The organism is Clostridium sp. 7_2_43FAA, assembly GCF_000158375.2.
GTDB lineage: Bacteria > Bacillota > Clostridia > Clostridiales > Clostridiaceae > Clostridium > Clostridium tertium.
On the sequence record NZ_JH815222.1, the window covers coordinates 2605542 to 2625655 of the forward strand.

Annotated in this window: 20 protein-coding genes; 6 read left to right on the forward strand and 14 right to left on the reverse strand. The window is 26.2% G+C overall.

Annotation, left to right across the window (positions count from 1 at the left end; all coding sequences use genetic code 11):
* Nucleotides 1-7 precede the first annotated feature (7 nt).
* A complete protein-coding gene (locus tag CSBG_RS13715; protein WP_008680461.1) occupies nt 8-1126 on the reverse strand; it encodes a Ger(x)C family spore germination protein in 1119 nt (372 codons plus the stop codon).
* The gene (locus CSBG_RS13720) at nt 1123-2538 is read right to left on the reverse strand and encodes a spore germination protein (RefSeq protein WP_008680463.1); all 1416 of its coding nucleotides are present in this window, start codon (nt 2536-2538) and stop codon (nt 1123-1125) included. Before CSBG_RS13720 ends, CSBG_RS13715 begins: the two co-directional genes overlap by 4 nt.
* Nucleotides 2539-2869: 331 nt before the next feature.
* Here CSBG_RS13720 and CSBG_RS13725 point away from each other — a divergent pair, with 331 nt between their 5' ends.
* From CSBG_RS13725 to trpS, 4 genes are all read left to right on the forward strand, one after another.
* Nucleotides 2870-3964 (forward strand): endospore germination permease, encoded by a 1095-nt coding sequence (locus CSBG_RS13725; RefSeq protein WP_008680464.1) that lies wholly within the window; start codon nt 2870-2872, stop codon nt 3962-3964.
* A 169-nt stretch (nt 3965-4133) separates the two neighbouring features.
* Complete coding sequence (locus CSBG_RS13730) at nt 4134-4289, forward strand: zinc-ribbon domain-containing protein (RefSeq protein WP_008680466.1); 156 nt, start codon at nt 4134-4136, stop codon at nt 4287-4289.
* Between the two features lie 139 nt (nt 4290-4428).
* Nucleotides 4429-4575: a hypothetical protein gene (locus CSBG_RS18375; protein ID WP_008680467.1), complete on the forward strand. Its 147-nt coding sequence runs from the start codon at nt 4429-4431 to the stop codon at nt 4573-4575.
* Between the two features lie 393 nt (nt 4576-4968).
* Nucleotides 4969-5979 (forward strand): tryptophan--tRNA ligase, encoded by a 1011-nt coding sequence (gene trpS, locus CSBG_RS13735; protein WP_008680469.1) that lies wholly within the window; start codon nt 4969-4971, stop codon nt 5977-5979.
* Nucleotides 5980-6093: 114 nt separating this feature from the next.
* Here the strand turns inward: trpS and CSBG_RS13740 are convergent, their stop codons facing one another.
* The 7 genes from CSBG_RS13740 to CSBG_RS13770 all read right to left on the reverse strand — a co-directional run bounded on the left by CSBG_RS13740 (nt 6094) and on the right by CSBG_RS13770 (nt 12418).
* A complete protein-coding gene (locus CSBG_RS13740) occupies nt 6094-6510 on the reverse strand; it encodes a hypothetical protein (protein WP_147568008.1) in 417 nt (138 codons plus the stop codon).
* Between the two features lie 62 nt (nt 6511-6572).
* On the reverse strand, nt 6573-6944 hold the full coding sequence (locus CSBG_RS13745; RefSeq protein WP_008680475.1) for a hypothetical protein: 372 nt from the start codon (nt 6942-6944) through the stop codon (nt 6573-6575).
* Between the two features lie 118 nt (nt 6945-7062).
* A complete protein-coding gene (gene galU, locus CSBG_RS13750) occupies nt 7063-7932 on the reverse strand; it encodes a UTP--glucose-1-phosphate uridylyltransferase GalU (protein WP_008680476.1) in 870 nt (289 codons plus the stop codon).
* A gap of 179 nt (nt 7933-8111) precedes the next feature.
* Nucleotides 8112-9002, reverse strand: a complete 891-nt coding sequence (locus tag CSBG_RS13755) for a UDP-3-O-(3-hydroxymyristoyl)glucosamine N-acyltransferase (protein ID WP_008680479.1) — start codon at nt 9000-9002, stop codon at nt 8112-8114.
* Nucleotides 9003-9039: 37 nt separating this feature from the next.
* Nucleotides 9040-10149 (reverse strand): glycosyltransferase, encoded by a 1110-nt coding sequence (locus CSBG_RS13760; RefSeq protein WP_008680480.1) that lies wholly within the window; start codon nt 10147-10149, stop codon nt 9040-9042.
* Between the two features lie 30 nt (nt 10150-10179).
* Nucleotides 10180-11202, reverse strand: coding sequence for a glycosyltransferase family 2 protein (locus tag CSBG_RS13765; RefSeq protein ID WP_008680482.1), 1023 nt, complete (start codon nt 11200-11202; stop codon nt 10180-10182).
* A gap of 61 nt (nt 11203-11263) precedes the next feature.
* Nucleotides 11264-12418, reverse strand: a complete 1155-nt coding sequence (locus CSBG_RS13770; RefSeq protein ID WP_008680484.1) for a glycosyltransferase — start codon at nt 12416-12418, stop codon at nt 11264-11266.
* 418 nt (nt 12419-12836) lie between these two features.
* Between CSBG_RS13770 and brnQ the strand changes: the two genes are divergently transcribed.
* Nucleotides 12837-14108, forward strand: a complete 1272-nt coding sequence (brnQ, locus tag CSBG_RS13775; protein WP_008680485.1) for a branched-chain amino acid transport system II carrier protein — start codon at nt 12837-12839, stop codon at nt 14106-14108.
* 124 nt (nt 14109-14232) lie between these two features.
* Here the strand turns inward: brnQ and CSBG_RS13780 are convergent, their stop codons facing one another.
* Genes CSBG_RS13780 through CSBG_RS13795 form a run of 4 tightly spaced genes read right to left on the reverse strand, consistent with a single transcriptional unit; the run spans nt 14233 to nt 17123 of the window.
* On the reverse strand, nt 14233-15258 hold the full coding sequence (locus CSBG_RS13780) for a hypothetical protein (RefSeq protein WP_008680487.1): 1026 nt from the start codon (nt 15256-15258) through the stop codon (nt 14233-14235).
* On the reverse strand, nt 15239-16135 hold the full coding sequence (locus CSBG_RS13785) for an ABC transporter ATP-binding protein (RefSeq protein WP_008680488.1): 897 nt from the start codon (nt 16133-16135) through the stop codon (nt 15239-15241). The genes CSBG_RS13780 and CSBG_RS13785 overlap by 20 nt, the downstream gene beginning before the upstream one ends.
* Before the next feature lies 1 nt (nt 16136).
* Nucleotides 16137-16520: a GntR family transcriptional regulator gene (locus tag CSBG_RS13790; protein ID WP_008680489.1), complete on the reverse strand. Its 384-nt coding sequence runs from the start codon at nt 16518-16520 to the stop codon at nt 16137-16139.
* A gap of 21 nt (nt 16521-16541) precedes the next feature.
* Nucleotides 16542-17123 (reverse strand): hypothetical protein, encoded by a 582-nt coding sequence (locus tag CSBG_RS13795; RefSeq protein WP_008680490.1) that lies wholly within the window; start codon nt 17121-17123, stop codon nt 16542-16544.
* Between the two features lie 363 nt (nt 17124-17486).
* Here CSBG_RS13795 and CSBG_RS13800 point away from each other — a divergent pair, with 363 nt between their 5' ends.
* Complete coding sequence (locus tag CSBG_RS13800; RefSeq protein ID WP_008680491.1) at nt 17487-18899, forward strand: O-antigen ligase family protein; 1413 nt, start codon at nt 17487-17489, stop codon at nt 18897-18899.
* Between the two features lie 94 nt (nt 18900-18993).
* On the opposite strand, the gene CSBG_RS13805 is transcribed toward CSBG_RS13800, so the two are convergent.
* Nucleotides 18994-20103, reverse strand: coding sequence for a Gfo/Idh/MocA family oxidoreductase (locus tag CSBG_RS13805; protein ID WP_008680492.1), 1110 nt, complete (start codon nt 20101-20103; stop codon nt 18994-18996).
* Nucleotides 20104-20114 lie beyond the last annotated feature (11 nt).

The window sequence follows — 20114 nt, forward strand, 5'->3', positions numbered from 1 at the left end:
GTATTTATTATAGACTATCTTTTACTAATCCAGTTCCTTCAACTATTAAATTAACATTAACTTCCAAATTAGTATTTGCAATCGGATTATACACTGCTGCTTTAGGATAATATATATCTAAAAGTCTTTCAACCTCAAAAACATCTATTTGTTTTTCTTTATACTTATTAAATATATCTCTAAGATAGCTTTCTATTTCTTCTTCTTTAACATCTTTTATATATTTCAAAAGTTCATTATCAACTATAAGCCTACCTTGAATTTCTGCGACTGAAACCTTCATTTCTAAATTTTTAACTAAAGTAATATTTTCTCCATCATACTTAAGTTTACTTTCTGTACTATTATCTAAAATATCTAATGTAATAAATCCTTGCTGTGATTGTGGATTAGACATTTCAAGTGTTCCTCTTCTAATATTATTCATAAATAAATTATAGCTCATAGCATCTTTAGAATCTATTTTCTCAACTAATTTATTATCCTTGATTATTGCCCCACCACCAATTTCTATCTTTTTATCTAATGCATCTTCTCTTATTTCAATTGCACCAACAATATATGTATCACTAGCTGTTATGGAATTACTTAAATAGTCATTTATATTTGCTCTCATTGCTCTTTGATTTCTCTTATTCTTATGAACTAATTCTTCTAAATATAATCCTAAATATTCTTCATCACTAGAAGTAATTTTAAGCAATTCATCAACTTCTCCAAAATAAATGAACATATACGGCTTAATTTGAAATTCTTGATTATTATTGATTAAATCAACATATCTTTTTATTCCATTTCTTGTAGCCTTTTCAGTAAATATATATGCTCTATTTTGTGAATAATTTAATTCATAACTTGAAGCTAAATTTACATCTCTTAAAGCTTCCAATGCTGTCTTGCCTATTCCTTTATATATTATTCTTTTTCCTTTATCTGAACTTTCATTAGTACTTCTATAAGGTTTAACACAATCAACATAAACTATCGCTCTTCCAAAATCATCTGTGTCAAAAATTATACTAGTTGCAAAACTAACTTTATTTATATCTCTATAATTAAAGCAACCAACTAACAATAAAGGAATAAAAAATACTGCTAAAATCTTACTTAGTCTTTTTAATTTCATTTTTCATCCCCCTTTTTTATAAAATCCTTTGAGATCTTACCTAAACTACCTCTAAGTACCACATCTTTAAATCTATATTCGTTAATACTTCCAACTGGAAATAAAAATTGATATCCAATTGAATCTAATTCAGCTAACTGTATTAGTAGTAATAAAGCTCCGCATAAAAACCCTGGTATACCAAATGCAGCAGAAAATACAACTAGAACTATTGCCCAAAATGAAACCGCTCCATAAAGCTTTGGAATTAGGAAGTATGATAACGTACTTAAAGCTACAACTATTATTGTTATTCTTGATGCTATCCCTGCTCCAACTGCTGCATCTCCTAAAATTAAAGCTGAAACTATACTCATTGCCCCACCTATTGGTTGTGGAAGTCTAAGTCCTGCTTCTTTTATAAATTGAAATGCTAGCATCATTAATATTACCTCAAGAAAAGTAGGAAACGGAACTCCTGCCCTTGATACTGCAAGTCTAAACATAAATAATGATGGTATCATAGAAAAATGATATGTTATTATTGCTACATATAATCCTGGTACTAATGTTGCTATAAAAAATGCAAACCATCTTAATATGCGATTAAAATTTGTATAGTACTTATTTAAGTAATAATCATCTGGCATTTGAAAATTTTCTAAAAAGAAATATGGTACAGTAATAACAAATGGTGTTCCATCAACTATTACAGCTACTCTTCCTTCTAGTAGCTTTGCACTAACTTCATCTGGTTTTTCGGTATATCCTACTGTATCAAAAAAGCTTTTTTGATTTTTTAGGGCATCTTCAACGTAGTTAGTATCTAGAATAAATCTCAAATCTAAGCCATTTACCTTTTCTTTAACATTTTCAACTAGATCTTTTGGAGCTACACCCTCTAAATAACATACAGCAACTGCAGTTTGAGATTTTTCTCCAACAACTACAGCTTCAAATTTTAAATCTGGATTTTTAATTCTTCTTCTAATTAATGCAACATTATTAACTATTAATTCATTAAATCCTTCCCTTGGTCCCTTTAATACTGATTCTGTTTCTGGAGTCCCAACCCCTCTTACTGGAAATCCCTTAGTTTCTACGAATATGATTTCTTCATAATCTTCAAAAATCACAGCTGGATCTCCAGATAATATGTGCATTATTGCATCATCTACATCCTTTGCAATATCTGTTGCTCCTATATCTAAAACATTTTCTATTATTTCTTTTATAGAAGTAACACTTCCTACCTCTGGTTTTATCTTTCCAAAACCTCTTAAAGGTAAAAGTACATATTCACTTATCATATTTACATTACATAAATCATCGATAAATACTACTGTCGCTTTACCAATAACCGTTTGAACCGGTCTATACTTAACATCAAAAGAGTTTTTTAATTTCTCTTTTACATATTCTAAATTATTCATATACATCACCTGATTGTATTATTTGTTGAAAAACTGTTTAATATTCATTTTTTTGCTAATACTATGAAAGAATGAAAGAATTAAAGAATGAAAAATCAAGGTTAAACTCCTATGGAGTTTTTCTATTAAATTAGTAACTTAAATTTATTGAAATAAAGATTGTTTCAGAAAGCCTTTCATTAATTCATTAATATACTTTTACATTGTATTAATAAGAAAATGAAAGAATTATTAATTATATTTCTTAATTTAGCAAAGCTAAATTATTTCAATAACTTTTCACTCTTTCATTCTTTCACTTTTCCCATTAACTTTAGAAGGGTGGTTAATAATGAATAAAATTTCTAGTAAACATTTTATATTATTTATAATTGGGGTGGCATTTATATCTGTTAAAACATATCCATCTATATTCATAGATATAGGGGGAAGAGATACTTGGCTTGCTTCTCTTATTGCATCAATTATATTTGTTATCTTTTTAATTTATATAATTAATATTTGTGTTTCCACTAAGACTTTTGATATAAATGATATTTTTGCTCGTTCTATGCCAAAAGCCATAAGCGTTATTTTAATGCTTATATTTACACTTACTTTATTTATAAATGCTATTGAGTCAGCTGCTGTTGAGGCTAATGTATTACATTCTACATTATTTCTTGAAACTCCAGTTTGGTATGCATTAATATTTTTTATACTTCCATCACTTTTTATTTTTAATAAAAGGTTGCGTACTATATTAATATTTGTTTTAGTAAGTGTTTTTGTAATTATAATAAATGGAATAGTATTTTTTGCATTAACTCAAAGTTATAAGGATATAAATAATTTATTACCTGTACTTGGAAACGGTATATCTTCAGGCTTTACTGTTTCTCTTTTCCTCATTTTAGGTGGATTTTCCTCATTTATGATTGCAATACCATTTTTAAAGTATATAAATGAATTTGAACATATAAGAAAACATACTCTTTATGCTGGAGTTATAACTTCTGCATTTGTTGTTATTTCAATAATTGGAGTAATTACAGCTTTTGGTCCACTAAGATCTGCAAATATTTTTTATCCAGAATTTATATTAGGGCAAAGAATTGAAGTAGCAGGATTTTTAGAGTTTGGGGAATTATTTTTCATAATCCAAACAGTTTTAGGCTTCTTTATAAAGTATGTATTAGCTACTTATAGTATCTTATTAATCCTAGGAAAATATATTAAAGATAAACGTCTTTTTATAGGGATATATACTTTTATAGTATTTGTTTTATCAAGCTTTTTAGGAATGAATAACTATGTGCTTTATGATGTATTAAAGTATTTACAAATAATTAATTTATTTAGTTTTATTTTAATACCTCTTATAGTATTTTCTACTTACTACTTTAAATTTAAGTCTAAAGAAAAATTATTAAAAGATTCTAAATAATCCAAATTTTCTTTATATAAGTATTGAATTTATTTATTTTTATGGTATAATTGTTTTGAAAATTTAAATGATTAGGTTAATCTCGATAAATTCTCTCCTTAAAGTTCAATATACTTAAGCGAAGAAATATATCAAGTTTATCCCTATGAATTTTAAGGAGGATTTTAAAATGGAAGATAAGAAACTAACTTGTAAAGATTGTGGAAAGGAATTTATTTTCACTGTTGGAGAACAAGAATTCTACAAGGAAAAAGGATTTGATAATGATCCTGTAAGATGCCCTGAATGTAGAAAAGCTAGAAAAGCTCAAAATAACAGAAGATAATCTCTGTTTTAAAGACTAACCAATTAATTGGTTAGTCTTTGTTTTTTATAAGATTTATTTATATGATAAGTATTTTTTTATTAATTTTGCATAAACTAATAATCTATACAATGATTTACTTAATAGGAGGGCATGTGTAATGAAATCATTAAAAATAATTTTTACAATATTAACTTTACTATTTTTAGTATCTTTAATATTTAAATTTTCATTTTGGGCTATAGATGTAATATTAATTTCAGCAATTTTACTATTAATAGTAGATATTTTTTATGTTAAGGCTTAAAAGTGATTATATATTAACTTTACATTATATCTTTAATTAAAATATTTGTATCATTTACTTTTTTAATTTCTCCCTCTCTATACATCTATTCTTAACATAAGTCAAAATCTTCTTTTTTTGTAATTATTGCTGATTTCAAATGTAAAATCTTAAAACCCCTGTGCTACTTCAATTCTATCATATGTGTTTATTAATCCAAACTATCTCAGAATTCTTTATCATATCTTTTAAAACATTTTCTTAATATTTAAAATAACTACCATATACTATTCATAAAATTTATTAAGTCTAATATTAGCTCATTCTTTGTTGACACGACAATTTTCCAAATCTATAATTAATGATATAGTTAAACGTTATATATAACATGCACAAATGAAAGGAGTGCTTTAATTGGAAAATAATACAGAACAAAAGAAGGTTATTTTTAGTGGAATTCAACCTTCAGGACAATTAACTTTAGGAAATTATTTAGGGGCAATAAAAAATTGGGTTGCTCTTCAAGATGAATTTGATTGTTATTTTTGTGTAGTTGATCTACATGCAATAACTGTTAAACAAGAACCTAAGGATTTAAGACAAAGAACTCTTGAAGTCCTTGCAATATATATAGCTGCAGGTATAGTACCTGAAAAGAATACTTTATTTATTCAGTCACATGTTCCTGCTCATAGTGAATGTGCATGGCTTTTAACATGTAACACTTATATGGGTGAACTTAGCAGAATGACTCAATATAAGGATAAGTCACAAAGATATGGTGATTCAATAGGGGCAGGGTTATTTACTTATCCAGTTTTAATGGCTGCTGATATTCTTTTATATAACACAGATTTAGTACCTGTTGGCCAAGATCAAAAACAACATTTAGAAATAGCTAGAGATATAGCTAACAGATTCAATAATACTTATAGCCCAACATTTAAGATTCCAGACCCTTATATTCCAAAGGTTGGCGCTAAAGTTATGAGTCTGCAAGAACCAACTAAAAAGATGTCTAAATCAGATGATAATCCAAATGCTTACATCTTAATAATGGATCCACCTGAAGTAATAAGAAAAAAAATATCTAGAGCTGTTACTGATAGCCTTGGAGTTATAAATTATTCTGATGAACAACCAGGTGTTAAAAACTTACTTGATCTTCTAATAGCAATCAATGGTTCAACAGCAGAAGAACTTGTAGAATACTATAAGGATAAAGGCTATGCTGATTTAAAGAAAGATGTAGCTGATGCTATAGTTAACGAATTAGAACCAATTCAAAATAAGGTTAAAGATATCCTTAAAGATAAAAAAGCATTAGAAGATATCTACAAACTAGGTGCTGAAAAAGCAAACTATGTTTCAATGAAGACACTTAGAAAAATGCAAAAGAAGATTGGATTTATTCCTAGAGGATAATGAAAAAAAGTTGGATGATTTTTATTTCATCCAACTTTTCTATATAACTTATAATAGAATTTTTATTTGACTATATTAAATAACTAAGAATACTTGCGCAAAACAAACATTTTATTAAGTTATATAAATAAATAGATATATTACAAATCCACTTATACAGCTAAAAATATTAGCTACTACACTAAAGGCTATTTTCCTTTTTATAGTATGTTCCTTTAAATATTTTGAAAATAAAAGGCTCTCTATAATTAATATTATTCCCTCCATAGTAATAAATGTTGGTATAAAAGATGTAAAATTGTATTTATAAACTACTAAATTCAAAACTACATATAATAATACTTGAGTTAATACATTGACTAATATAAAAGATTTAATATTCTTTTTAATACTGAATCTAAATAATAATAATATGATTCCTTCTATTAGTAATGTCACTATACAAGTTCTTATTATGTCTTTAAATGATGTCATCTTACTTTTATAAGTTATATTATTATTTTTATAGTCATACGTAATAGTAGTTTTCAACGCTTTTATGGCTATTTCGTCAGAAACTGTAATTTTATTATTACTATCTAATATAGCTATTTTTAATTTATTAGGTAAAGTATATCCAAATTCATGTATAACCCTATCTCCTTCTCTCCCCCAATAAGTCTTCCAGTAATAGGTGCTCGTGTCTTAGTTAATAATGCAGGTCTCCAATTTCCATCTCTAAAATCTTTAAATATTTTTATTTTTTCTTGATCATATTCTTCTTCATGTAACCATGTATATCCATAATTAATCTCATAATCAACAAGTAAATCTAAATAATATTCATCAGTTGGTGGATTTTCAACTATGATTGTTAATTCCGGCTTAGGACCATTATCTGCACTTACGACATTAAATGAAATAAATAAACTCAAAAATGTAATAACTATTATTAAAATATACTTTTTTAATTTTATGTTAAACATAATACCTCTCCATTATACCCATTTTATCTCTTGTATATATTTTACTATTAAGGCATTAAGTGGTCAATAGCAAAAAAGTTACTGATACAAATCAGTAACTTTTGACTTAAAATCTTGATTAGTTTTTCCAATCTCTATTTGTTAAGTATTGTATAAATGGCTCTCTAAGCTCTTCTCTTTTTAATGCATACTCAACAGTAGCCTGTAAGAAACCAAGCTTATCTCCTACATCATATCTTCTTCCTTCAAAATTATATGCATACATAGCTTCATTTTGAATTAAAGTTTGCAGAGCATCTGTAAGTTGAATTTCTCCCCCCTTACCAGGCTCTGTACTTTGTAATATTTCAAATATTTGAGGAGTTATTATATATCTTCCTAAAATAGCAACATTACTTGGTGCTTCATCTATAGCTGGTTTTTCAACTAATTTTTTAACTTTATAAACTCTATCTTCAATATGAATTCCATCTACTATACCATATTTATTTACATCTTCATGTGCTACAGTTTGAACACCTAAAATAGATGTTTTATATTCCTTATAACAATCCATTAATTGCTTTAAACATGGAACTTCTGAATCAACTACATCGTCACCTAATAATACTGCAAAAGGTTCATTACCCACAAACGCTCTTGCACATAATATTGCATGACCTAATCCCTTAGGTTCCTTTTGTCTTATATAATGAATATCTGCTATATCTGATATTCCTCTAACAAGTTCTAAAAGTTCTTCCTTATGACTTTTCTCTAGTTCCATTTCTAGTTCTATTGATTTATCAAAGTGGTCTTCAATACATTTTTTATTTCTTCCAGTTATAATTAAAATTTCTTCAATTCCTGAAGCTACAGCTTCTTCAATAATGTATTGTATAGTTGGTTTGTCAACTATTGGAAGCATTTCCTTAGGTTGTGCCTTAGTAGCTGGCAAAAATCTAGTTCCTAGACCAGCTGCTGGTATAATGGCTTTTCTTACTTTCATATTTATCCCTCTCATTCACATATCTTTACACAATATAATCATATTAATTTTAGCATATTAATAAAAACAGTTCAATTTATGGCTTATATAAATTGAACTATTTCACAATTTTAACTTATATTGCTATTAATATTAGAAATTTATTTATAATTTAACTTTTAACTATATTATATAATATCCTATCTAATACTTTTTATGAAATCTATATATTTATTATGATCAATTGCAAAGTTTCCAGAAACCTTACTGTTTTCTTTTAAACTTCTTGTAACAACAGCTCCTAAACTAATACTTGAATTATTTCCAATTATAAGTCCATTAGAAACAGTTGCACCTATACCAAACCAACAATCATCTCCTATTATAGTTCTTCCTCCTATTGTTGTCTTAGATGTAATAAAACATCTCTTACCGACTTTTACAGCATGAGCTATATGAACAAGATTGTCTATTCTACTATACTCTCCTATTATAGTATTATCCCAAGGATAGATCGCTTTATCTATGCAAGCAGAATATTGAATTTCAGCATTTTCTTCAATTATTACTCCACCAATATGATCAACTCCAATAGTTTTATTATCATATCTCTTGAATTCATAACCCTCTCCACCAATTACAGTATTAGCTCTAATTATGCAGTTATCCTTAATTGTAGTGTGTTCACGAATAATTACGTACTCTTCAATCACTACATTATTACCAATTTTAACATTTTTATTACTAATAATTGCAGTCGGAGAAATACTACAGTTTTCACCTATTTCAGTTTCAAAGTCTTCTCTTTTATAACATTTATTTCTAATCAACTTATTATGTAGATTAAAAAAATCTATTCTTGGAACTTCTGAAATTATAACTCCAATATTTTCTGGAATTTTACTTGCCATTTCCTTTGTAGTAATAACACATGAAATACTTTTGCTTAATTGACTTAAAAATTTTTCGCTTTCAATAAATGATAGTAATTTTTCATCTGCTTCAGAAATATTTAAGCCTAAAGATGAAAAATCTCCCTCTCTAAAAAGTTCAAAATTATTATTTAAAGCTAAAATTTCACTTAATAACATATAATATCCTCCCATAACTCTTTATTTGGTCAATCCTTTATTTTAATAATTTTTCATATAATTCCAACAGCTTCTTTTCTTCTCTATCCCATGAAAAATTGTTAATAAAACTCTCTTTATTATCTTTACCAATACTTTCTATCCTACTTCTATCTGTTAAAAAATACTCAATTCCTTCTTTAATACTATTGATATCTAAAGGATCTACATACTTTCCTACATTTCCAAAGAACTTCTTCCAAAATTCAAAGTCAGATAACACTAATGGTTTTTCACAGGCCATATATTCAAGCACCTTTATTGGAATACTTTCTTTATAATTTTCAGTAGGATATAATGTGCACATTCCTAAGTCAGATGCTTTTATATATGAATACACGTCTTTTACAGGCAATGCTCCAAAATACTTACAATATTTATATCCTTCCAAACTCATACATTCTTCTTTTAACTCTTCACTTTCAAAAGTTCCTAATATCCAAAGTTCAACCTTTCCTAAGAAAAGTTCTGTTACCTGTATAAGTTCTTTAATTCCTCTAATTTTTGTAATAGACCCTACATAAATTATAACAAATTTATCATTATCTTCTCTTTTTATTGGTTTCGCATTTTCTATTACATCTCTAATAGCAAAATTCTTTACTGAAATGCTATTTGTATTATTAAACTTAGCTGCTAATTCATCACTCGCTGCTATAACTGCATCAAAATTTTCACTTCTACTTTTTTCATAAAAATTATATGCTCTAGAAATTGTTTTTCTTACCCACATAGGTCCTAAATAGCTTTTAGCTAAAATTTGCTTTGGAACATCTTCATGAACATCATAAATTACTTTCTTTCCTTTTTTCTTTAATGCCATCCCTAATTTTATTAGTTCTGGATCATGAAAATGATATAAATCTGCATCTAATTCCATAGCTTTATCTAATGCTACTTTACTCTTTTTGAAAAATCTATGTAATCTACCATTATTACTATGATCTAAAGCTTTTATCTTAGTACCATATAACGTTTTATCATGATCTGAATTTATTATTAAAGAAACATCATAACCTGCTTTACTTAAACTCTGACACTCCTTTAAAAGTATTCTACTATCATTTTCTTTATGTGCAGTAGAAATATGACAAATTTTATTTTTCATTACTTATCTCCTCAAAAATAAATTTAATGTTTATCTTGAAATCTTTTTATTTTTTTCCTCTATTGTTTTGCTTTTAAAAATATAAAAATTAAATACACCTAGTATAAATCCAATCCCATAAGATAAATGTAATATTGGAAAAGTAACAAGTAAATATGGGAAGTGCTTAAAGCCTTTCTTCTTGGACATTTTAAAACTAAATAAACAGTCTAAAATTAAATATAAAAGAATAGTAGCAAAATAACCTATTCTAATTAACTTAGAAAAAATACTAGCAATTCCACCAAACAGTAAAAATAACACGAACATAAGTGGTATTAAATGTCTAATTGAAGCTGGCTTTTTATGCTTTTGTATTACTCTAACCTTCCAAAATCCATATTGATAATATTGTCTCCATAACTTTTTAAAATCACCTCTACTATAATAAGTTGATTTTATCTTTGGAGTCAATAAAATCTTTTTACCAGTCTTTTGAACTCTAAAGTTTAATTCATCATCTTGATTTCTTACTAATTCTTCATCAAAAGCTCCAATACCAAGGACAAACTCTCTATCGTAAGCTCCAAATCCTACAGTATCAACATAACTTTCCTTATCTGCATATCTAAACAATGCATTTCCTACTCCAAAAGGACAACTCATTGCTTCTGCAATAGCTTCACCTTTTATGCTATCATTAATAGTGCTTATAACTCCTCCAGCACAACCAACCTCTTTATTTTCTAGTGCCAAAACATTTTCTTTAACAAAATCTTTATCTGCATATGCATGTGCTCCAAATATTATTACAATATCAGATTTACTTTGCTTTATTCCAAGATTCATACCTGAAGGAGCTGAAAGCTTTTTATTATCTAAAATCCTAACAGAAGGATTTTCTTTTATTATTTCACTAATTATAGCTCTTGTATTATCTGTTGACATTCCATCAGCTATTAGTATTTCAATTAATTCCTTAGGATAACTTTGATTTAATAAAGAATCTACACATTTCTTTATATAATTTTCCTCATTTCTACATGGGATAACAATTGATACCGTCTTTTTCACAATTACAACTCCTATCAAACTTATTAGCTCTATAAACTATATTAATATTTCATCTCTAAGATTATTTATAAATTAAATTATAAACCTCTTCTAACTCTTTAACTATTACTTTTCTACTAAATCTATTTTTAATATACTCTGAAATTTCATTGCTATTAAATTTCGAATTATTATTTATAATCTTTTCCATAGCATCATAAAGTTCATTTAATTTCTCTACATTAATCATATATCCAAGATTCTCATTAAAGAAATCCTCTGGACCTCCACACTTTGTTGCTATAATAGGTACCCCGCATGCTAATGCTTCTATATATACAACTCCAAAAGTTTCATACATGCTTGGCAATACGAAACAATCAGAATTCCCCATAACAGCTGGCAAATCTTCTCTTAAAACTTCTCCCAATAAATGAACATCATCCTTTAAATTGTATTTATCAATCATTTGTTGTATATTTATTTTTTCCGGACCATCTCCACCTATATATAATTCTATATTCTTATACTTCTCTTTAATCTTATTAAAAGCTTCAATAACAAGATCTATTCTTTTATTTTTCTTTAAATATGCTACTGTTACAAATCTAAACTTTTCTCTTTTATGCTCTTTATCAACTTTAAATCCATCTGTATTAACAATATTCGGTATAACTACTATATCATTATTTGTATAATTTTTCATTGAGGATTTAAGCTTTTCACCTACGCTTATTAATTTATTTGCACTATTATAAGCTACAGTTAAAACTTGTTTATTATAATCATTTAAAGAATTATTTAATATTGTAGATGAATGTTCTGTTATAACATATGGAATAGAATATTTATCTTTTATAACTTTTGCTGCTAAACCTCCATATAAACCACAATGAACATGTATTATATCTGGTTTACCATATATTTTCACATACTTTTCATATAAACTTAGTGTTTGCTTTACCCATAAGTTTACACCAAGGAAATTTCTCATCATTAATATATTCCATCCATGTAATCTTACTGTATTTACACCCTCTTCATCATTAAATGTAATTTGAAAATGATTTCTTTTCAAATTTTTATAATTAATATTAGTAATTCTTCTAGTTTCACTATAAATTACTCCTACTTTGTGTCCTCCATCTTTTAAGGCAAGAGCTTGTTCTTTAAAAAATATACTTCTTAAAGGCTCTTCTTTAGTAGGATATCCAGAAGGTAATATTAAAATATGCATAAAATTCTCCTTAAAATTAATAAATATAATTTATTAATAATTATAACATATAGATAAGCTAAAACAATAAAGGAAAGCTACAATTTTCTTAATAAATAGATAACTATAAAATACCATGTACTTTTAATTGAATATTTTGTCGTATTATGTTAATATAAAACATAACTATTTAACGTTTATTCAAAAAAATAGTTATTTCCTTATTAATTTATTAACTTTTGTTATATTTTATGGAATTATTAATTAAATAAGGAATTAATGTTTTAATATTTATAAGAATTTGTTTAACAATTAAGTAATATTCTTTAAATTTGATATTAGCATTAAATAAATTTATTTATAATTTATAACATGATAACTTTAATTAAAATTATTAATTAAAACATATCTATTGAAATTAAATGGAGGAAGTTAAATAATGAAAAAAAGTACAAAAGATTCGATTGTTGTTGGTTTTGCTCTATTTTCGATGTTTTTTGGAGCAGGTAACTTAATATTTCCAGCTTTCCTGGGAAATAAAATAGGAAGTGAGTTTATTCTTGGAATCATCGGCTTTATATGCACAGGAGTAGGTCTACCACTTTTAGCAATATTAGCATGTTCTAAAGGAGATGGAACTTTTAAAACTCTTTCAAGCAAAATAGGAGTTAAATTTTCAGTAATTTTTACAGCTATACTTTTTATAGCAATCGGTCCTATGCTTGCTATTCCTAGAACAGCAGCTACAACATTTGAACTTACAATAAACCCATTTTTTCCTAGTATATCTCCATTCATAGCTATGGCAGTATACTTTATTATTAATTTATTTTTTGTTTTAAGCAGTACCTCAATAATAGATGCAATTGGTAAATATTTAACTCCAGCATTAATGATACTTCTTGTATTCCTTATTGTAAAAGGATTTATAAGTCCTATAGGCTCTATAGTAGAAACTAATTCAATAAATGTATTTTCATCCTCATTATTAGAAGGATATCAAACTATGGATGCTATAGCTGCACTTTTATTTGCTGGGATTATAACTACTTCTTTAAGAGATAAAGGATATAACTCAAAAGAAATGCCAAGTATGATTTTAAAATCGAGTACTGTTGCTGTAATAGGCCTTGCTTTTATTTATGGTGGTTTAACATACATAGGTGCCCAAACAGTTAACTTAGCACCAACTGATATTGGAAAAACAGGACTTTTAATATTAATATCAAAAAGCATTTTAGGTAATATTGGACCTGTAATAATTGGACTTGCTATGGGGCTTGCTTGCTTAACAACTTCTATTGGTTTATTAACTGCAGGAGCTAATTTCTTTGAAAAAATATCAAATGGAAAATTACCATTTAAAGTTAATGCAATAGTTTTATCTATTGTTAGTTTAGGACTTGCTACTTTAGGTGTTGATAATATAGTAGTTTTATCTGTACCAATTCTTAATGTTTTGTATCCAGTTTCAATTACATTAATTGCAACTACTCTTTTATCTAAAGTATTAAAAAATTTAAATGCTATAAGACTTGGCGTTTATACTTCATTAGTTTTTGGAATTTTATTTGCAATACCAGGAATAAATTTAAGTTTTATTCCTCTAGCAAGTATTGGGTTTGGTTGGGTTATTCCAACAATAATTTCAATTGCAATAGGTTATACTATCTTTACTACTAAAGATAGTAAAGTTCCTCAAGTAGATTAATGAATAAATGGAAAAACTTATAATTTTAGAACATATAATATTCTTTAAGATATTTAATAATAGTAATTTAATTATAAAAAATAGCTGTATTTTTAATAATAATACAGCTATTTCTATATTTAATTTAAAAATAATACTTATCTTTTTTTAAATTTTGAAATTTCTTTAATGCTAAATTACTAAAGAACGTAATTATAATCACAATTACCAATCTTATAAAAATCAAATATGAATCACTCAGTGTATAATTGAAATAAAATTCATCAATTAAACTACTTAATATAGGTGCTAATATAATTCCAGGGAAAGTTATTAACATAAACTTAGCAATTCTTCTAGGAAACTCAAAAATTATGCCTTCATTCATATATTCTACTAACATTTTATTAGTTAGCTTTTTAGCTATAACGATTAATACTATTCCTGTTATTATAAAAAACACCGATATACATGCAATTTGTAAATTACTTATTTCGTTTCCAATAGAATATCCCCCTAAATATTCCATTATTCCATTATATAAATATCTAAGCCCTCTATCACCATTGTATAAATAAATATAACGACTTACTTCGAAGTTTATTAATAAAGAAATCATATATATTATAATAAATATTAATGATCCAAATAAATAATACATATTAGAAAAAATAGAATCTAGCAAAGCTAATCCACCTATAGTAATTGTAGATATACTAATTATTCTAATTACATCAATAATTACAATTTCCTTAAAATTCCCTATATAACTTATTATTTCAATATTTTGAACAGTTTCTTGTCCAACTATAACTAAATAACACAATAGATAAAAAATAGCAGACATGACTACTATTATAAATTCTCTAGTTCTTATATCCATTCTTGAAAAAGGACCAGCTAATAGGGTAGACCACTTTTTTCTTTTAAAAATACCTACTGATATTATATATACTATTATTAAATATAATAGTAATATTACAATACTATCAAAAGAAAGAACAAATGAATCCTGATAATAACCATATAATCTTTGCTTTATTTGCCAATCAAAATAATTACTTAAACTAATCTTACTAAATAAAATTACTCCTATATAAGCTATAGACAACGGAAGTATTATTTTTGCATCTCCTTGATAAAACAAACTTTTATTCAAATATTTCTTCATAATCACACTCCCCTTCTAGCCTATGTATAAATACCTCTTCAAGACTTAAATCTATTTCCTCTATAAACAAGGGGTTAAACTTATTCAACTTTTCTTTTAAAGCATCATCATAGCTTTCTGTTATAATAGTAAATACTCTTCCAACTTGAGAAATACTAAATATACCGTCTATATTTAAATCCTCTTCATATACTGGCATATCAAATGCAACTTGTATCTTTCTTATATTGCGTTTTATATTTTCTAAAGAATTATGATATTCTATTTTCCCATCATTAAGTATAAGTATTTCATCACATATTCTTTCAAGTTCTCCTAAATTATGTGAACTTATTATAACTGACTTTTCTTTACTGTATACTTCATTCATTATTATCTTTAGAACTTTTTCTTTTAGTATTGGATCTAATCCTGATGTGGGTTCATCTAATACTAATAGATCACAATTTAATGAAAAAGCAATCATTAAATTTACTCTCATTTTCATTCCTTTAGATAATTGTAAAAATCTTTTATTTAGAGGAATCTTAAAAATTTTATTAATCTTATAAAACTTATCTTCATCAAAATTTGAATATATACTTTTATAGTAATTTAATATTTCTTTTAATGTTATTAAATAAAAGCTACTATGCTCGTCTGGAACAAATGCTATTTTTCTCTTTACTTCTGGATTGTCATAGACATCTTCTCCATCGAAAATTAACCTCCCAGATGTACCTTTATAAATACCCACTATTCCTCTAATTAGAGAAGTTTTTCCTACTCCACTTGGTCCAACAATACCTAATATCTTTCCCCTATCTAAGGAAAAACTTATATTATCTAATATCTTACTATCTCCATAATTTAAGGAATAGTTCTTTAATTCTATCATTTCATATTCCTCCTCTTATTTCCTTAAAACCTTCATCTAATAATAAAATTAAATCATTTTCCTCAAGTCCTAAATAATTTGCTTCTAATATTAATCTTTTAAAATCTAAAATTAATTTACTTAGCTTTTCTTCTGACACCGGTTTTCTATAGTCACTAGTTATAAAGGTTCCCTTTCCCTTTATGCTTTCTACAATATTTTGTTTTTCAAGTTCCATATAAGCCTTACTTACTGTATTAGGATTTATAGTTAAAATAGTAGATAATTCCCTTACAGAAGGTAATTTATCACCAGATTTTATTACATTTTTCAATATAAGTTCCTTAATTCCAATTGTAATTTGTTCATAAATAGGTGTACTACTTTTTGAATCAATTATTATCATAAGCTCACCTCTTCTAAAAGATTATTTATATATTATATTGTAATAATCAACAACATATCCTTCCCCTTCATCAACTACTACTAAATATATTTCCACTGGAGTTTCTTCAGTATCATTAACTTTATCTACAGTTCCATCTTTTTTTACAGAATTTTTATCAACACTAAGATTGTATGAAGCTAAAACATCTAACTTATATACTCTAACTTCACTATGATTTTTATAATTCGTCATCCCTTTAAAAGAATCTTCATAATTTACTTTTAAATTTATTAAATCATTTAAACTTACTTCTTCTAACTCATAACTATGAACTACAGGTACTTGATCATTTATATACCTATTACCATTACCTTCTCCCAAATATAATCTATATCTCTTAGATATACTTTCAAAAAATTCATTTGGAGTTACATGATAATAAGTATTTTTTGATTTTACTTCTTCATAACTATTAATATAACCAATAAAATTTACTATTGCTTCCTCTGGAGTATTATATCTTTCTTGCTTTTCATATACCTTAGTTCTATTACCTAATGATACAACTATAAAAAAAATAATAATAAGCCCACTAAAGGCTAAAAGCGTAGATTTTTTCATATAAAATCCCCCTGTTTTTATCAATAAATAATATATGTAGTTACTTTATTTATATATGAAGTAACTACTAATTTTACTAAAATAAAAAATACTGAGTGTATTACTTTACATAGTACACTTAGTATTATATGGAATATGATGTATTTAAACAATTAATATTTTCTTAATATGTAAAGATTAATCTTAAAATTTTCTTAATAATACTTTTTTATGTTTAAATACGGCCGCTTATATTGCTCTTGAACCTTCTCCTTAATTGACATAAGAAAATCTGATACGTATAATTAAAATATTGAATATATTTAAATAAAGAGATAAAAATAAAACTATTAATAGATATCATTTAAAAGGAGATTAATCTATATGAATGCAATCAAACGACAAATACTAAATAAAAACAATATAATTTATTCACTTATTACCTTAATGATGTTATCTACAATATCTATAATCGCTCCAATTACAACTGAGTTTAATGTATTAATTTTATTATGGGGAGCATTATATTTTGTATATGATTTTTTCAAGGAAAAAACTTATTATAAATCTAGGTATTCAAAAATACTAATAGTTTATATGATAATGTTTTTTATAGGTATATTAATTAATTACAAAAATAATTTAATTGGCAATATAAAAACATTTGCCTACACTGGATTCTTTCTATTTGTTGTATATTCTTACAAAAATGATTTTGAAGAAAGATATACTCAAAAAGAATTATATAACATAAATAGCATAATAATAATTATTAGCTCCATTGTATCTTTTGCATCATTACTGACTTTTATATTTTTTATTCAATTTACATATAATAATGTTCCTCAAGGGTTTGTTTATCCTAACTCACCTGCTTTATGGGGATTTTATGGAAATCCAAACTCTGGAGGTATGGTTGCAGTTATTTCAATTATAGCCACAACATTTAATATATATTTATATAAAAGCTTAAAAGATAAAAATTCTAGCTTAGCAAGAAAAATATATTATTACTTAAATATAATAGTTCAATTTTTATATCTGATATTATGTAACTCTAGAGGTGCTGTAATTTCACTATTAGCCTTTATAATTTTCGCATCATTTTATTTATTATTTATTTTCTTTAAAGAAGATAAAAAAATGGCTAATATTAAATCAATAATAATTTCTTTATTATTAACATGTATTATTTCTTTTGTTTATACTACTTCTATTCCTTCATTAAAAAAAGGATTAGCTCATATTCCTAAAACAATAGATAAATTAATTAATTCAGAAAAAAGTAATGTAGGGGTAATCGAAACAGAAAGTAATGACGAGGTTATAGAATTAGATCGTAATATCGAAAGTGGACATGTTTCAACAGGAAGAGTAGAAATATGGACTTATGGATTAAATACATTAAAACTCAATCCTCTATTTGGTCATGGTCCAGATAACATAGGATTAGCTAAGCAAAAAATATATCCTAATGATAAAAGCAGATATATGGTAACAAACAACATGCATAATGGATATTTGCAAATACTTTTATCAAATGGAATACTTGGATTCATAGCTTTTTCTTTATTCATTATTCTTATAGTAAAAGATACACTATTTTCACTATTTAGCACTAAAATTATATCAGATAAAAGTTCATATATTCCATTGTTCTTTATAACAGGATTAGTACTCTCAATTGCTGTTAATGGATTATTTGAAAATGTAATTTTACTTACTCAAAGTTATATAACAACTGTTTTATGGATTTATCTAAGCTATCTTTCTAGAAGATTAGATAAGGCAAAATAAATAAATGTGTAGTACAAAAGAGTAGTATTAAAAACATACTACTCTTTTAGTATAAATATTAAAAAAAGTTTAATGCTATAAAAAACTTCATATCTTAAAATATGAAGCTTTTTTTCTTTTTTATTTTCATATCTGAACTTGAAAAATTGCTAAACGGGAAATTTACTGGCATTCCTGTTTTTCTTGATTTATACGCAGCTAAAATAATTGATAAAGGTACTATAGCATCTTCACCACTTATATATGGCTTTCTATCTTCATTTATAGAATCTACAACATCTCTAAATAATGGAGTGTGCCCTTTTCCATATACGCTATCTATTTGAACTTGTAAATCTTTTTTAACAGCTTCTTCGTCTTCTCCATCAAATCTCCAAGTCTTAAGTTCATTAACAGCAAGTCCGCCTATTACAACTGTTCCTTCTGTACCAAATATACTTAACGTTTCTTCTAAATTCTTTGGATAAACTACTGCGCTACCTTCTACAATTCCAATAGCTCCATTCTTAAATCTAATAACTATAGCACCAAAGTCTTCACCTTCTATAGGATTTCTAAAAGTATCGCATTCTGCATATACTCTTTCAACCTCTGATCCAATCATCCATTGTAATAAATCTATATTATGTATACATTGATTCATTAAAGTACCGCCATCTAAATCCCAAGTCCCTCTCCATGGAGCTTGCTTATAATAATTTTCATCTCTTCTCCAAAGTATTCTAGCTGTACCATTCATTATTCTTCCTAACTTTTCTCCTTCTACAGCCTCTCTAAGCTTTTGTATTGGCTTATTAAATCTATTTTGATGAGCTACTGAAAGCTTAACGTTATTTTTCTTTGCAACTTCAATCATTTCATTTGCATCATCTATTGACATTGCCATTGGTTTTTCAACTATTACATGTTTTCCCTTATTCATGCAGTAAATAGCAATTTCAGCATGATATCCACTTTCTGTTGCAATTGTAACAACATCAATATCTTCATTTTCAAGCATTACTTTATAATCTTCATAAACTCCAATATTTAAAGTTGAATCATTCATCTTAGCTAAGTATTCTTCTTTTTTAGCTTCTGCAAGATTAAACTGTACATCACATGTTGCTACTAACTCAGCTACATCTTTATTTTCAACTAGACCTTCTACATGCTTATATGAAATTCTTCCACAACCTATAATTGCAAATTTTAGCTTTTTCATTTATTTAACCA